The 16,187-nt window shown below is 37.7% G+C and carries 16 protein-coding genes and 1 tRNA gene; 10 read left to right on the top strand and 7 right to left on the bottom strand.

Annotation, left to right across the window (positions count from 1 at the left end; translation table 11 throughout):
* Positions 1–67: 67 nt before the first annotated feature.
* Entirely contained in the window at positions 68–685 is a 618-nt protein-coding gene (locus tag DK880_RS04645; protein ID WP_162534225.1) for a thymidine kinase, read from the top strand.
* Here DK880_RS04645 and rsmG read toward each other — a convergent pair.
* The 5 genes from rsmG to radA all read right to left on the bottom strand — a co-directional run bounded on the left by rsmG (position 682) and on the right by radA (position 5,944).
* On the bottom strand, positions 682–1,323 hold the full coding sequence (gene rsmG, locus DK880_RS04640) for a 16S rRNA (guanine(527)-N(7))-methyltransferase RsmG (protein WP_109997611.1): 642 nt from the start codon (positions 1,321–1,323) through the stop codon (positions 682–684). The two genes, DK880_RS04645 and rsmG, sit on opposite strands and share 4 nt — an antisense overlap.
* A gap of 390 nt (positions 1,324–1,713) precedes the next feature.
* Entirely contained in the window at positions 1,714–3,081 is a 1,368-nt protein-coding gene (locus DK880_RS04635) for an ATP-dependent Clp protease proteolytic subunit (RefSeq protein ID WP_109997610.1), read from the bottom strand.
* Positions 3,082–3,197: 116 nt separating this feature from the next.
* Positions 3,198–3,269: transfer RNA gene (locus DK880_RS04630), tRNA-Gln, on the bottom strand.
* Positions 3,270–3,405: 136 nt separating this feature from the next.
* A complete protein-coding gene (locus DK880_RS04625; RefSeq protein WP_162534224.1) occupies positions 3,406–4,368 on the bottom strand; it encodes a hypothetical protein in 963 nt (320 codons plus the stop codon).
* Positions 4,369–4,594: 226 nt separating this feature from the next.
* The gene (gene radA / locus DK880_RS04615; RefSeq protein WP_109997607.1) at positions 4,595–5,944 is read right to left on the bottom strand and encodes a DNA repair protein RadA; all 1,350 of its coding nucleotides are present in this window, start codon (positions 5,942–5,944) and stop codon (positions 4,595–4,597) included.
* A gap of 336 nt (positions 5,945–6,280) precedes the next feature.
* Here radA and DK880_RS05490 point away from each other — a divergent pair, with 336 nt between their 5' ends.
* The 7 genes from DK880_RS05490 to DK880_RS05320 all read left to right on the top strand — a co-directional run bounded on the left by DK880_RS05490 (position 6,281) and on the right by DK880_RS05320 (position 13,588).
* A complete protein-coding gene (locus DK880_RS05490; protein ID WP_204082260.1) occupies positions 6,281–6,946 on the top strand; it encodes a hypothetical protein in 666 nt (221 codons plus the stop codon).
* Between the two features lie 1,314 nt (positions 6,947–8,260).
* The gene (locus DK880_RS04600; protein ID WP_109997606.1) at positions 8,261–8,452 is read left to right on the top strand and encodes a hypothetical protein; all 192 of its coding nucleotides are present in this window, start codon (positions 8,261–8,263) and stop codon (positions 8,450–8,452) included.
* A gap of 745 nt (positions 8,453–9,197) precedes the next feature.
* Entirely contained in the window at positions 9,198–10,028 is an 831-nt protein-coding gene (locus tag DK880_RS05330) for a hypothetical protein (protein WP_162534223.1), read from the top strand.
* A gap of 323 nt (positions 10,029–10,351) precedes the next feature.
* Complete coding sequence (locus DK880_RS04585; protein WP_109997603.1) at positions 10,352–11,041, top strand: hypothetical protein; 690 nt, start codon at positions 10,352–10,354, stop codon at positions 11,039–11,041.
* A 91-nt stretch (positions 11,042–11,132) separates the two neighbouring features.
* A complete protein-coding gene (locus DK880_RS04580; RefSeq protein ID WP_109997602.1) occupies positions 11,133–11,336 on the top strand; it encodes an NAD-dependent epimerase/dehydratase family protein in 204 nt (67 codons plus the stop codon).
* A 463-nt stretch (positions 11,337–11,799) separates the two neighbouring features.
* A complete protein-coding gene (locus DK880_RS05325; protein WP_162534222.1) occupies positions 11,800–12,612 on the top strand; it encodes a hypothetical protein in 813 nt (270 codons plus the stop codon).
* Between the two features lie 799 nt (positions 12,613–13,411).
* Complete coding sequence (locus tag DK880_RS05320; protein WP_162534205.1) at positions 13,412–13,588, top strand: hypothetical protein; 177 nt, start codon at positions 13,412–13,414, stop codon at positions 13,586–13,588.
* Between the two features lie 428 nt (positions 13,589–14,016).
* On the opposite strand, the gene DK880_RS05315 is transcribed toward DK880_RS05320, so the two are convergent.
* Positions 14,017–14,157, bottom strand: coding sequence for a hypothetical protein (locus DK880_RS05315; RefSeq protein ID WP_162534204.1), 141 nt, complete (start codon positions 14,155–14,157; stop codon positions 14,017–14,019).
* Positions 14,136–14,192 (bottom strand): hypothetical protein, encoded by a 57-nt coding sequence (locus DK880_RS05725; protein ID WP_420886312.1) that lies wholly within the window; start codon positions 14,190–14,192, stop codon positions 14,136–14,138. The genes DK880_RS05315 and DK880_RS05725 overlap by 22 nt, the downstream gene beginning before the upstream one ends.
* A 401-nt stretch (positions 14,193–14,593) precedes the next feature.
* Here DK880_RS05725 and DK880_RS05310 point away from each other — a divergent pair, with 401 nt between their 5' ends.
* Together DK880_RS05310 and DK880_RS04555 are read left to right on the top strand one after the other, a co-directional pair.
* Entirely contained in the window at positions 14,594–15,349 is a 756-nt protein-coding gene (locus tag DK880_RS05310) for a hypothetical protein (protein ID WP_162534221.1), read from the top strand.
* The gene (locus tag DK880_RS04555) at positions 15,349–15,570 is read left to right on the top strand and encodes a hypothetical protein (RefSeq protein WP_109997601.1); all 222 of its coding nucleotides are present in this window, start codon (positions 15,349–15,351) and stop codon (positions 15,568–15,570) included. Before DK880_RS05310 ends, DK880_RS04555 begins: the two co-directional genes overlap by 1 nt.
* Positions 15,571–16,187: the final 617 nt, after the last annotated feature.

Here is a 16,187-nt window from a genome sequence, read left to right as displayed (position 1 = left end):
TTGCAACAGTATGCGCTTAGGGTACCACAGGGTATACTACTGTCAACCATACAATTACACATAAAATTTGAAACATGCATCTATGACTGGATGTGTCTGTCAGGCACGTGGTAGCATTCACTTAATCATTGGGCCGATGTTTAGTGGTAAGACAACAGAGCTTTTTCGCCTTACCAAGCGTTATATTTTAGCAGGTAAAAAAACGATACTGGTGAAATATGCCAAGGACAAGCGGCACAATACTGACATGGCCACTACCCATGACAGGGTTCATAGGGAAGCATTTTCCACATTACGCATAAAAGATGTATACAACAGCATCATCAATTATGATATTATTGGCATTGATGAAGGGCAATTTTTCCCTGATATAGTACCTTACGCACAAAAATTAGCCAATCAGGGTAAAACGCTACTCATTGCAGCACTGAATGGGGATTACCTTCAAAAACCATTTCGACCTATTGCTACCCTACTTGCACAGGCCGAACGGATTGAAAAGCTAAATGCTGTTTGTCAGCTTTGCGGTCATTCTGCCTCTTTCACTTACCGTATCATTGCTCGTCCTGAACGCGAATTAATTGGAGGGATAGAAAGTTACCAAGCCGTTTGCCGCCTTTGCTATAGGGATTTGTATAAAAAGAAAAGCGTCATAGAACAGGAAAACGCTCGATCAGCAATTTAAAACGTCTTATCAGGCGGTGCGGCAGCATATACCAAGCATTTTTCCTTAAAAAAAGTCTCCTGAAAAAATAGCTGAAGCGCATACAGCTGCATACAAGCGGGAAGGGTTGTAGGTTGCCCAGTAAGGTATAGCATGCCATTGGGCAGGCTATTTTTTTGTTCTTTAGCTATTTTACTTTTTGACCATTTATAAAATGTTTCCAAATTGGATACAGCTCTTCCTACTACAAAATCATAAGCCTGCTCTAGGCTTTCTTCTCTTCTGCAAATTACGGTAACATTGGAAAGTCCTAATTCCATTGCAATGGCTTGCACTGCTTTTATTTTTTTACCTATGGCATCAACCAAATGAAATTGTACTTCGGGAAATGCAATAGCCAGCGGAATACCTGGGAATCCGCCTCCTGTTCCTAGATCCAATACCATCGTATGGGGAACAAAAGTAATGACTTTTGCAATGGCTAATGCGTGTAATACATGATGCAAATACAACTGATGGATGTCTTTTCGGGAAATAAGATTAATTTTGCTATTCCAATCGCCATAGAGCAAATCCAAACGATTTAAAAGTGCTATTTGATCAGCAGTAAACGCTGGAAAATAGTGTATTATACGCGCAAACTGTTCCTGTCGGTTCATATTTAAGCGTTAGGTTACTTGTAGTTTTAGCTTTTTACTTCCTTGGCTGCTATCTCCTAGATTGCCAGCAATTACTTGTAGCTTTTACGCCACAATTCCAAAAACCAAAAGCAGCCGCCTTGCCACTACGCTACCGGACAATATAGCGCCTAGCAGCATACCTTCTGGCAAATATACTTACTAAAACTTAAAGCAAGAATGAAGATTTATAATGTATTTAATATAGCTCCTATAACCCAAAGCAACATACCCTACAATGCATGTGCCTAACTACTCCCTAATTAATAGGCTATTTTATTTAATCCCGCTACCCCCGCTACAATGGCTCGCTTAGCCTTCCTTTCTTTCCAAATATTCTCCCCATACCCCATTCAACCCAATTGCAATAGGCTATTTTAGCTTGTAATGCGATTGATTACGAGGCCTATAGCTATAGTCAAAATTACCTGGTTGCAAGGGATAGCCATACAATTGATCCACAGACGTTTCTTTATCTAGGGCCTGGTTACTACCAAAGTATCCTTTCAAATAATTTTCTCTCGTATAGCATTCGGCATCTGGGAAGGCAGCTACAGCACTTTCCTCAATGCCGTTTACAACCACGTCTATCCATTTTAATTTCTTAGCCTGATCTGCATATTCTTTCCAATCACCACTACTATTTTTTTGATACAGCTTAGCATCTAATGCTTTAAGCGATATGCCCATTTTTTTAGCTACACGTCCACCTAAACGCTTCCATGTTTGTATCAGGTCATTATGGAACTCCTCTGCTTCCCGTACATTCAAATAAAAAGAAAAGTTATAAGGCTGATGATGCAAGATTGTTGCATTGGGAAGGGCATAAGATTTGGGTGCCAATGTAGCAATGAGTGCAGCCCCAGAAGCAGCATACTCCCTTACTACTACATAGACCGGTGCCTTACTATGCTCAATAGCTTGTAAAATATTAAATAAACCAAATACCTCTCCACCTGGTGAACGACCGATTACTAGGAAAATAGGATAAAAGCTATTCTTATTATTAAAAAACTGAATCTGATCTACTATATAATTTGCTTTCCACGATGTAATACACCCATCTAACTTGACACAACGGTCAGAAAGAACCAATACATTATCCTTTTTACGCAAGGGGTTTTTTAAATAGGTAGGTTTCGTTTCAATACATTTACTACGTTCTGTTTTAGCATTAAGTACCTCTATCTCTGCTTGTAAATGATTTTTAGTTTCCTGCAATAGCTGTGCTTGCCCTTTTTTCAATTGCATTTCCTTTTCCAATTCCGCCAGCTGAATGCTATACTGCTCCATTTTTTTTGCAAACCTAGCCTGTGCTAACTCCAGTTCCATCACTAGCTTTTCTTTTTCCATGCGCAGCGACTGCATGGCCTTATTATGGGCCTCCTGGAGCGTCTCTTCTTCCGCTTCCTTAGATAAGCGCCTGCGCTCTTTTTCAAGGCGAAGCTGTTCAATTTGTGCCATTATACCGGCTAATTTCTTTTCCAGCAATGCCCGATTTAACGCATTCTCTTGCGCTAATTCTTTTTGCAAAGACTCTTTACTTACATCAGCAGCACGGAGCTTAACAGCGGCTACCTCCTGAGGAAGGGGAGATACAACTACCGTTTCCTTTCCCTCTTTTTTAGCTTTTACATCTTTAGCTATTGCTGTATCCTGAACTGATAGCAATAAACCAAATAGGAATAGCAATCCACACCTTAACCTCTGCTTACAGGGCATATTTGAAAATGATAACATAATTGTCCCATTAAAATTTTAATCCTATGTTGTTGGTGGTTATACCCTACGCTTAAACTTAGGGTTTTTTATTATATAATGCTAAACCTATACCCAACTTAAACCATCATACACAGTTGTCCGGCTAGGACTCGAACCTAGAATCTTCTGGACCAAAACCAGACGTGTTGCCATTACACTACCGGACAATATTAAGCAATAGCAGCTATTCCAGCTACATAGGAAGCATCTAATCTTATTAGACCCCGTTTAGTCTACGAATATATACATTTAACCATAAAAAGCAAAACATTGCAGCCCTATGTACTGGAACCCTGTCTAATATTATTTGGATCCGTTGCTTATCGTTTTGTTCAGGAACCGCTTCTTAAAATTACCCAGATCATTAGTTAGATCCTCTATACCCTGCTTCGCAGTACTCAAGTTCCATCCACATCTCTCTATTATACAAACAAATTCTTCTTCGTTAACCCGTTCATCTTTATCCAGCATCCGCTGATTTATATCCAAATGTACTTTAGCCCTATTCAACCGATTCAAGCAATCAGATTTCTTCTTCAAATGATCCTTTGGCAAATAATACAACTTTTGTAACAAGTCATTCATAGTACTTCCCTGTCTTTGAATTTGATTACATTGTTCTTTCAGTTCCGGCTGCTTCCCCTCGAGCTTCTGCAATAATTGTCTTCTCGCATTCACCAGATCGTCGTATAAACGTCGTAACCTCCAACTCGCCAGATCGTGGTATAAATTTAGATCTGTAGAATGCAGCTCCCCCTGTTTCTGTTTTATGTTTATTATATTGCGCTCCCATTCATTGTTTAAAGCAATATAATTTTCAAGCTCTTCTTGTTGAAACTGCTGCTGAAACCAGGTTAAAAGTTCCTTATCCTGCTTACACAGGCACTCGAACCCCTCCGCTAGCGCCTGAGGCAGCTCTTGACGCAGCTTTTCTAGCGCTTTATGTGCATCCGCCACCCCCTGATCCAGTTCTTTCAACCACTGTTTACGTACGTTCTCCGGCTCCTGACCCGAAATATTATCAGCACGCGCCTGTTGCTGGATGTTATTGGCTAGTGGAGGGGGTGTGCTGCTGCTCTTAATACTGCTGCTTGTTGTGGTTCCTACTGCTGCTGCTGCTGGTTTTGGTACTGGTTTTGTTGGTGCTGCTTTTAGTGCTGTTTTACTACCTGTTGTCTTAGGTTTTTTATTACAATTCCCTGCTAGTATTATTGTAGAAAGAAACAATAAAAACGCAATTCCCTTTTGTATATTTTTATTTATCATATACTTAATCTGGTTCATATACAAATAAAAACTTGTAGCGTATCAAATATTTTAATCTTTAAACAATTACATATAGCTATAATAATCTTCACGAAGGTATAAAAAAATAAAATAAAAGCTTTAAATGCTTTAAGAAAAGTAGCAAAAAAATGCATTGCTATCCATGTAGGGTTAAAGCAGCTAGGCATCCTGCTTACACATTTAGCTAACAGGGAACCCAACTTACCTAATGGATCAAACAGGTTATAAGTTCCTTTAACGTTTGGACATAATTAATTTTTACGCGAAAAGATCTAGTAATCGATTGACTTTGGGCAGCTATGAAAACTTCTTTAAACCCTAATCTTTCAGCTTCTGCTATCCTTTGTTCCACACGTAAAACCTTTCTAAGCGTACCACTTAACCCTACTTCCGCTATAAAACATTGATCATGCGCAATAGCGCTATCTTTTAGCGAACCAACTATCGCCATACAAACGGCTAAATCCAAGGCAGGGTCATCTACCTTTAACCCACCCGTAATATTTACAAAAACATCCCGATCCTGTAAACGCAAACCTGCTCGCTTCTCTAATACAGCCAATAGCATAGTAAGCCGTCTGGGATCATAACCCGTGGCATTGCGCTGTGGATTTCCATATTTTGAAATAGATACTAATGATTGAACCTCAATAAAAAATACCCTACTTCCTTCCAAGCAACTACCGATAGCCGTTCCACTAACCGAACAATCCTGCGTGGCAAGCAGCACAGCAGAAGGGTTCGGGACAGTTTGTAACCCATTGGCTGTCATTTCGTACATTCCTAATTCTGAGGCAGCACCAAACCTGTTTTTAATGGTTCGCACCATTCGATATAGGAAATGTTTGTCTCCTTCAAATTGCAATACTGTATCCACTATATGCTCCAATAGTTTAGGGCCAGCCAACGTACCTTCCTTATTGATATGGCCTATTAAAAAAATAGCCCTGCCCGTTTGTTTGGCATAATAGAGCAAGCGTGTAGCACAAGCCCTTATTTGATGCATGCTACCCATTCCACCTTCTTCTTCGCCATACAAAGTTTGCATGGAATCTATAATTAACACAGCAGGTTGTAAGGTATCCACATGTTCCAATAGCTTCCTAAGCGAATTTTCCTGCAGTAAGAAACAATTTTGAGCAGCCAATGCCAAGCGTTCAGCACGTATCTTAATTTGAGCTACCGTTTCTTCCCCAGAAGCATACAAAACCTTACAGGATTCTAATTGCAAAGCCATTTGAAGTAAAAGCGTGGATTTTCCAATACCTGGCTCCCCACCTAATAATACCAAAGAACCTGGTACAATTCCACCTCCCAATACCCTATTTAATTCTATATCTTGCGTACATAAACGAACAAGAGGAAGCGCAGCAACGTCATCCATCTTTATAGGCTGGTTGTTAGGAAGAGACAATGCATTGTTAGCTAGACCGGACAGGACGCTACTTTTAGCTGATTCAATAAATGGCGTTAGTGAATTCCATGTTTGGCAAGCATCACATTTTCCTTGCCACTTAGCATATTTTACACTACAATTTGTACAAACGAAAGTCATAATCCTTTAAAAAGAATAGCTATAAAGTAAAAGTTAGCAAAGAAAGCGCCAACATTTTTTCGCTTACTGGGGCTACATCCATAACAGCCTGCTCTATTTAACAGCTTCTATCTATTGTACGTTTAAAACGGAATAAGCAACTGTGTACCGTTGCATACCATACCAACTTAGTTGGAATTCATAAAATGAATTATTAAATTGTCCCTTACTTTCTTTAGTGAAAAACATTCTTTGTTGTAAAAGGTTTCTAAAAAATAGGGTAGGAACTTCTATGTTGTAAGTCACCATAACAATGAAATGTATTAAAATTAAGAACTACATAATAACTAAGCGCATATGAAACATTCAAATATAAAAAAAGGTATTGCCCCTTTATTGTTTCTTGCTATAACTATGTTGGCAGGGGATTGCAATGAAAAACCTAAGACAAAAGGAGGAGGAGCAGGAGGAGGAACAACATCAAAACCAGAAATAGCAATAACAACATCAGAACCAGCAGGAAAAACACCACCACCAGCAGGAGGAAAAACACCACCACCAGCAGGAGGAAAAACACCACCACCAGCAGGAGGAAAAACACCACCACCAGCAGGAGGAAAAACACCACCACCAGCAGGAGGAAAAACACCACCACCAGCAGGAGGAAAAACACCACCACCAGCAGGAGGAAAAACACCACCACCAGCAGGAGGAAAAACACCACCACCAGCAGGAGGAAACCCAACAGCAGCAGCAGGAGCAGGAAATCCAACAACAGGAGGAAACCCAACAGCAGCAGCAGGAGCAGGAAATCCAACAACAGGAGGAAACCCAACAGCAGGAGAAGGAAATCCAACAACAGGAGGAAAGCCAACAGAAACAGCAGAAGAAGGAAAGCCAACAGAAACAGCAGAAGAAGGAAAGCCAACAGAAACAGCAGAAGAAAGCCAACCAGTAGAAAAAGGAAATCCAACAGAAACAACACCATGGTGGCATCTTGCCACGTATTGGAAGACGCCATAAAACGAAAATAGCAGGAACAATGGAGAGGATGGAAGTAAAGAGGGAGATAGACAGAGTTTAAAGGATGGAGGTGAAGCGTGGGGTGTACAGGCTAGTTTAAATGCAGTATACCCTCCTTTCCATTCTAACCGATGAAAAACAACCACCCTTATATGGTTCCCTAAAAAAATAGAGGAAGATTATAATGTATAAATCCTTGTAGCAATTAAATGCTTAAAGCATATGCAATCACCTTTAAAAGTAGCAAAGTGTCCTTGTTACTTCTTTCTACCATAGTGCTAGCAGGGAATTATAGTAAAGCGTCCATTCCTGACAGGAATAAAACAGAGAAAGAAAAATAACAAGTCCAATCAGCAGAAACAGTAAAAGAAAATAACTGTGCGGTATGCCTTGAACAAATGGACACTAAAAAAGCAAAACCCTGAAATCCAGGGTATGTTTACCGAAACAGGGAAAGAAGTGTAGCAAGCAGTAAAGGCGCAATGCCCTTCTTTCTATTTTTGTTTAGCATACGCTTAATCTGGTTTATATACCCATAGAATTTATAATGTATCAAATAAGTTTTTTCATCTTAAAACGATTATTACATAACTATAATAACTTTCCGAGGTTATAAAAAAACAAACTAAAATAAAAACTTTAAATACTTTAGGGAAAGTACCAAAAATAGGAATAGATGGTTTATTTTCCGTTATACCAGGCAGGACACTGCGTTTAGTTGATGCAGTTATGATGCTAGTAAACTCCATGTCTGACAGGTAGCAGATTTCCCTTGCTACTGCATATATTCTACACCACAATTTGTACAAACGTAAGTCATAAAATTTTAAAAAATAGCTACGGTGTAAAAGATATATCTCCTCTGCTAAGGATTGATCAATATACTGAAAGCATTATTTAACGCTTAAAGTTTAAAATTTGACAATGGAAACTATATAACCTGCACATTTCCTATGTTATTTTTGTTCAAAAATAGCATTTCCCCACATATAGTATACACTTTCCCTAGCAAAAGGAGCGCCATTATTTCTGCATCTACTTGGGTTATAGCCGTCTCCTATTTGTGGACGTAGAATATAAAATACTGTACCACAGCATTAAATAACATTAACTTATTGGGAATATAAGGAAGAAATACTTACTTTTATTTCATATTCAGCAGGGAAGTAAATAAAAATTTTTACTCACAAAGTAGAACGTCTTTTATATAGAAGAACGTGTATAGATTATTGAATTAGCAATTAAACATGATTAGAGATCATACTAATATTCAAATTAAAAAAAAGCATAACGTTTTTATTACTTTTTACAACAATGTTTGCATGTAACTCTTCTAAAGAAGAAGTAAGGTGCCGTGCAGAAAAAGAGAAAGGACGTAAGGCAGAAAATAGTTTAAAAGTTCAACAAAAACATACAGCAGCAAAAGAAAAAAAGAACAGACGAAAAAAACAGAAGAAGAAATCAAAAGAAAAGATCAAAGAGCGTATGAAGAAAAACAAAAAGTAGCAACAGCAGAGAAAAAAGAAGAAATAGAAGAAGAAGAAGAAAAAGCAGCAGTAGAAGAAGAGGAGTAGAATAACAATAAATAATGTCTTAAGGCTCTAAGGGAAGGGCCCTTACCATTAATAGCTTTATTTAATAAGGAAATAATTGATTATTTATGTCTAATAGGGGAATTTAAAAATAATAATAGAAACTTTTTATTATAGGTTGAAGATTGGAAAAAAAGGATTACAATCGCGGTAAATATTAATATCCATATGCTCAATTTGTTCAAGTCCCCAACGGATGTGTCTAAACTATCCACTGGGGAGCAACATGGCCTACTTTGTCCCTTATTTCCTTCTCTTTGCTTTAGTTTTTACTTTTATATTCTGGTGATCGGCTGAATTATTCCCTTCTGTAACATTGGGTTTTATATCTTTTCGTTACGTTTTTTCTTTTTAGCAATTTCTAGCACTTTCTAGCACTTTTTTATCTTTTTGTAGCATTCGAACTGGAAATCCCCTCTATCTCATTACTTAACCAAACCCTATCCCCATCTCCAATCTAACACCGTTGGCCTTGCCCTCATAGCAAATTGCAATAAGCTATGCTGCACCATGGCACAGCGTAGCATTAATTTATTTGGAATATATTAAATAAACCCCTAAACTTGGGAAAATTCTTCCACTAAGCAGAAAAGCCCTTACCTAAATAATAGAAGACTATAAATTATAATAATTATACTATTACTATTAAATTAAAGCATATGAAACATTCAAATATAAAAAAATGTATGCCCCTTTATTGTTTCTTGCTACAACTATTGTTGGCAGCGGATTGCAATGAAAAACCTAAGACAAAAAACAGTAAAACAGGAGAAAAAGAGGTAACATCAAAACCAGGAAGTGGAGGAGGAGCAGGAACAGCAAAAACAGGAGCATCAACACCACCATCAACAGGAGGAACAGGAGGAGGAAGCCCAGCAGCAGGAGGAACAGCAAAAACAGGAGCATCAACACCACCATCAACAGGAGGAACAGGAGGAGGAAGCCCAGCAGCAGGAGGAACAGCAAAAACAGGAGCATCAACACCACCATCAACAGGAGAAACAAGAGGAGGAACAGGAGAAACAGGAGGAGGAACACCACAACCAGCAGAGAAGGAGGAAACAATAAAACAAATAGCTGACAGACTAGCACTGATGTCAATGCAGCAGAGGGATCAGTTGCGCCAAAAGCAGCAAAAATTGCAACAAGACTTGCAATGGTTCTTAGAGTATTTAGATACTCCAAATTTCGTAATGCAGAATAATGATAATCTTCTTCTAATAATTCAGGATAATAATCATCTTCTATTGCTACTAAACGTCCTTACGAATCCAGAACAAAGGGCAGCAGCTCTGCAACAGCTGCAAACGCTTACGCCAGAACAGAAGGCCCTTCTTCCGCTCCTCTTGCTGCAGAATCTAGATCCACCCCAACAGAAAGATAAGCGTTACAGTGATATGGAATTAGTATTAAGAGGTTCGCTTTCACCACAAAAAACAAGTGATCTGCTCGAACTGTTGCTTCAACAGATAACGCAAACAGCACAATAGCTGAATGACCTACAGCTGCAGCCGACACCGTAGGAACTGGCTGCAATAATAGCAACAGCTGGAAAAACAGCAATAGCAAACGATGGACCCTTCCAGGGATGTTTCCCCATGATCTAAACGTTTGTTATTGCTCCTATTGCTGGCATTATTAGACTGGGTTCCTACTGGCATTAATTTATTTGGCGTATGCTAAATAAATTTCTAACTTAATATTAGTAGTAGCGGTCATTCCTCTTCCAACTATTCCCAAATAAAGGAAGTTCATAAGTATACATCTTGTACACCCATAATAATAAATATAATTAATTAATATATTCAAGCATATGCCATTACATTTACAAAAAAATACTGCCCCTTTGTTGTTTCTTTCTTCTATACTAATGCTAATAGGGAGCTGCGGGAGGGGGCCCACTACCAGTATAAATAATAGAATCAATTACAGTGCATTAAAATCAGTAAGTAAATCAGAAGCCACAACAATAAGCACAGTATCAGCTAGCAACCAACAGCAGCACTATGCTTACGGCTTCGAACTACTGCAACACTTCCAGCCACAACAGCAACATTTCCAGCCACAACAGCAACACTTCCAGCCACAACAGCAACATTTCCAGCCACAACAGCAACATTTCCAGCCACAACAGCAACATTTCCAGCCACAACAGCAACACTTCCAGCCACAACAGCAACACTTCCAGCCACAACAGCAACACTTCCAGCCACAGCAGCAACATTTCCAGCCACAACAGCAATACTTCCAGCCACAACAGCAACACTGGAATCAACTGCAATATTTAGAAATAGTAAAAAGAAGAGCAGAAGAAGCAAAAAAGGAAGCATATGAAGAACTTATCCTGTTAGAACAAACAAAGATACATTTTCGTGTTTATGCTATATCTCTGGCAAAAGAAGTATACAACAGAGAGCAAAAAGCAAAAAGGAAAGCAGTAACAGCAATAAAAAGTGAAAAAATAGCAGAACAACTACAAGAGCAATTAAAGCAGAAAGCATAATAGCAAGAAGTGAAAAATAGCAGAAAAGTTACCTATAAAAAGGAATTGTATTTCCGTTGCTTGCCCAAGAAATACATGGTTTTAGCTTTAAATGCAAATTTTTATAACAGGCATCGCTGGGTTTTTAGGGAGTCATTTAGCAGAAAGAATGCTCCACTTGGGACACGAAGCAATGGATATGAAAGACAGCCCAACATGGGTTCCTAAATACCAGGGACCATATGTCACAACCGCACTTTTAAAGGGTACAGCAAACCGGCTTCTTTTGACAAAGAAAGCAGTAACACTTTGTTAGCTTACATCTATAAGATAGAATGCATAAACAACTGCCTTGCACCGGACAGTAGCAGAAAGCCAAAGCTGGCAAAAAATGCATTAATGCTCTTTTTTATATAAGTAAAGCCAAAATAATAAAACAAGGGAGAATTATAGCCTCAATCCAATCATTTTACCAACAAAACAGCCTTCCTCATTAATGTTTGCATCATTGTGCATATGCTTACACACCCAAACATTAAAATAAACCATTATAGTGTAATCAGCACGCTGATCTTTAGTCCCATTAAGGAAATTACGCTAATCAATAGCGTACACTACATAAAAAATAGTATAACCTTATTTGGATATATTAAATAAATTTATAACTTAGCATAGTTAGAAGGCATTTCTCCTACAAAAGCTTTTACAAGGTCTCTCCTAAGAACAGTTGGGGGAAGCGTACGTTGTATATCATTGTAAAATTATAGACAGGTAAAGCTATGTTTAAATATACAAAAAAAAATTATAGACAGGTAAAGCTATGTTTAAATATACAAAAAAATACACACTTAAAAAAAGGGATTGCCCCTTTATTTTTATTGTTTTTTTCTACGCTAATCCTAGCAGGAGATTGTGACAAAAAATACAGCCCCGGCAGAAATAAAGTAGCACCAACAAAACCAGGACCAGGAAAAGCAAATCAAACACCGCCACCACTAAAAACTCCACCAGCAGGAGAAGGAACACTACTAGCACTACCAGCCCCAAAAACAGGAGCACCACCAGAAAAAGATGAAGATGCGGAAATAAAAAAAGCAAGAAATGCAGCAATAAAAAAAGCAACAGAAGCAGCAATAGAAGCAAGAAAGGCAGCAAAAAATGCAAGCGATGCAGCAATAGAAGCAAATGAAGCAGTAACAGAAGCAAATGAAGCAGTAACAGAAGCAAGAAGAGAAGCAAATGAAACAGCAAAAACAAAAGCAAAAAAAGCAAGAAAGGCAGCAACAAAAGCAGCAAGAAAAGCAGAAATAGCAAATAATGCAGCAGATGAAGCAGAAAATGCAGCAACAGAAACAAGAAATGCAGCAACAAAAGCAGTAACAGAAGCAGCAACAAAAGCAAGAAAGGCAGCAACAGAAGCAAGAAAGGCAGCAACAGAAGCAAACAAAGCAGCAACAGAAGCAAGAAAGGCAGCAACAGAAGCAAGAAAGGCAGCAACAGAAGCAAGAAAGGCAGCAACAAAAGCAAGAAAGGCAGCAAGAAGAAAAACAAGAAAGGCAGCAAGAAGAAAAACAAGAAAAAGTAGTATATAATACAAAAAAGCAGCAAATGAGGGAGAAAATGAAATAGGGAAAGAAGGAAATGAAGAATAAAAAAATGAATTTGGAAACAGGGGGTATATTCCTTTCTGGAGCTCATATTAAGAGGCATAGTAAAAGAAAATATAAAGCAGGCAAACGCTTATGCACGGAATTATATCGGTTAAGTAGCTAAAAGGGACTTAACCGATAGTTCCCCATTTTTCGTAATTCTATACAAAACAGATTGACGAATTATGTATATTACAGAATGACTGAGCCTAGAGGACATGCCACGTAAACATGCCATCCTATTCCATGCCGCATCAGGATGGCACGATGGGAAGAGGTCATTTCCCCTATGAAGAGAAGAATCAACTATTGTTGTATTCTCATGGAATCACCTAACAAAAATAATAAGCGATTTGGGACATGCAATAGCTGATATAGGTAATTTCTAAAAGACAATATTACGCCATTGTATGTAATAACCTAAATTTATTGGGAGGGGGAGTAAATAGAAAGCTATTAAGCACTTCAAATTGCTTTCGGTTAAATGAAGATTTTTATAACAGGCATTGCATATGTCAGCATACGTTGCTTAACCAAAAGCCGTACACCCCAAATGCCATCACGCTTGTATTAGGAAGGGAGTCATCTAGCAGAAAGGATACTGCACTTGGAAAACGAAGCAATGGATATGAAAGACATCCCAATATGGTTTCCTAAAAAAAATAGAGAAAAATTATAGATTGATAAATCCTTGTAGCAATTAAATGCTTAAAGCATATGCCATCACCTTTAAAAAAGCATTATGTCCTTGTTACTTCTTTCTACCATAGTGCTAGCAGGAAATTATAGTAAAGCGTCCATTCCTGACAGGAATACAACAGAGCAAGCAAAACAACAAGTCCAATCAGCAGAAAAAGTAAAAGAAAATAACTGTGCGGTATGCCTTGAACAAATGGACGCTAAAAAAGCAAAACCTTGAAATCCAGGGTATGCCGAAATAGGGAAAGCAGTGTAGGCATGCTTTTTATTTGGATTGTCTGCAAGAAATATTAATGAAAAATTTTACTGATTTTAACTGCCCTATGTGCAAAACTCCTGTCCTCAATGGTAATAAGCAATATATTCTGATGCATATAAACAGATTAATCTGTGTGGGGCAATAACTTATTACAATCCACTGCTAACATGGTTGCAGCAAGAAGCAATAAAGGCGCAATGCCCTTCTTTCTATTTTTATTTAGCATACGCTTAATCTGGTGCATATACCCAGAATTTATAATGTATCAAATAAGTTTTTTCATCTTAAAACGATTATTACATAACTATAATAACTTTCCGAGATTATAAAAAAAAAAACTAAAATAAAAACTTTAAATACTTTAGGGAAAGTACTAAAAATATGCATTGCTATCCACCTGGAGTTAAAGTAGCTACGGATATGTCCTCTATCTTTATAGGCTGGTTGATAGAAATAGATGGTTTATTTTCCGTTATACCAGGCAGAACACTGCGTTTAGTTGATGCAGTTATGATGCTAGTAAACGCCATGTCTGACAGGTACCAGATTTCCCTTGCCACTGCATATATTCTACACCACAATTTGTACAAACGTACGTTATACAATTTTACAAAATAGCTACGGTGTAAAAGATATATCTCTTCTGCTAAAGATTGATCCATATACTGAAAGCATCATTTAAAACATTTTCCCCCGTAGTATCCACTTCCCCTAGCAAAGGAAGTTCACTTATTTCTGCACCTACTTGGGTTGTAGCCGTTTCCTATTTGCGGGCGTAAAGTATAAAAATACTGTTCTGTAGCACTGAATAATATTAATTCATTTGGAATATAAGAAAGAAGTACTTACATTTTATTTCATATTCAGAAGGAAGTAAATAAAAAATTTTTCTCTCAAAGTAGCATGTCTCCTATGAGGAGCGTGTATAAGTTATTTAATAATTAACAATTAAACATATTAAGGATTATGCAACATTCAGATTTAAAAAAGGTATTCAGATTTAAAAAAGGTATAGCGCTTTTATTATTGCTTTCTACAACAATGCTCGCATGTAATGCTTCTAAAGAACGCTGCCGATCAGAAAAACAGCAAGGATATATGCAGAAAAATAAAATAAAAATACAAAAAACAAGTAAAGCAGCACAAGAAAGAAAAGAAGCAGCAAAAGCAAAAGCAGCGGAAAGAAGAAAAGAAGAAGTAAAAAGAAAAAAAGAAGAAAAAGAAATAATAAAAGAAGCAGAAAGAAGAAAAGAAGCAGTAGCAATAGCAGAAGTAGAAAGAAAAGAAGCAGAAATAAAAGAAGAAGTAGAAAGAAAAGAAGCAGTAGCAATAGCAGAAGTAGAAAGAAAAGAAGCAGTAGCAATAGCAGAAGTAGAAAGAAAAGAAGCAGAAATAAAAGAAGAAGTAGAAAGAAGAAAAAAAAAGACAGAAGCAAAAAGAAGAGCAATAGAAAAACTGGACCCACTAACAGCAGGGGAACTGGAAGCACTAACAGCAGAAGAACAGCAGGAAAATAGAAAGAGAGTAGCAAAAAGAAAAAAAACTAGAAATTCTGAAGCAAGTGGTCCCCAGCAAGAAGAGCAAAGAGCAAAGAGAATAGAAAAGGAGAAAAAAGAAAGAAAAAAAAAGAAAGACAAAGAAAGACAAAGAGAAATAGATCGTAAATACCTATTCTACCAAGGAATAGGATTAATAATAACGGACCAAACGCTTTCCCTCTAATGAATGGGATAGGAGCTAGAAATAAAACAGTAAAATCAGTACCAACGGAAACAAAAGCAGCAGCAAAAAAGCAGGGGGTATATGTAGAACCTAATCAGCAGGCTGGCTTTGGTTCCATAGGAAATCACAATAAGCTATGCTGTGCCATGGCACAGCATAGTATGAGCATACTTGGATATATTAAAAAAATGCCTCTCTTTTATTTTTATTCAAGTGGTTAACCCTTCTACCAAGCTACGGTGACTTCGAGAAGCTGAAGAGTGAGGAAGATGGTCCACCAACAACAGAAGAAACAGAAGCAAAAAGAGGAACCTCGTTCCGCAAAAAAAGCTAACACTGAACAAAAACTTAGCCGAACAAAAGGAGCAGATAGAATGTAAGAAGAAGATGTCTAGGGCCACTATCCTCTAGAAACAATATATTTCATAGAGGCATAAAAAGAAAATATAAAGGGCAAGCGCTGATACACGGAACTACATCGGTTAAGTCTCTTTTGAGTTATTTAACCGATAGCTTCCCCTTTGCAATACTATTCAAAGCACATTATAGTATATACTTACTACAGGCTGACTAAAATCTTTGCCTATGCGGTATAAATAACAACTGGCTGCTAAATTACCCCAGATGTGTATCTATATAGCCTTCAACTTATTGAGGGGTTACAAAATAATTCCCAGTAAACTTGACCTAGCCTCTCCATCCTTGTATATACTTATACACCCAAACAGTAAAACAAACTATTCCTGCGAAACCAACACTTTAGCCTTGGCATAATAGGAAATTGTGATACAAATCCTCTTAGGCATATAGGAGAACATAAGTTGTAAATCGTTATAAA

This window comes from Candidatus Cardinium hertigii, assembly GCF_003176915.1.
Lineage (GTDB): Bacteria > Bacteroidota > Bacteroidia > Cytophagales > Amoebophilaceae > Cardinium > Cardinium hertigii_A.
The sequence above is the reverse complement of the archived record's forward strand: the minus strand, read 5'-3'. Positions and strand labels throughout refer to the sequence as shown.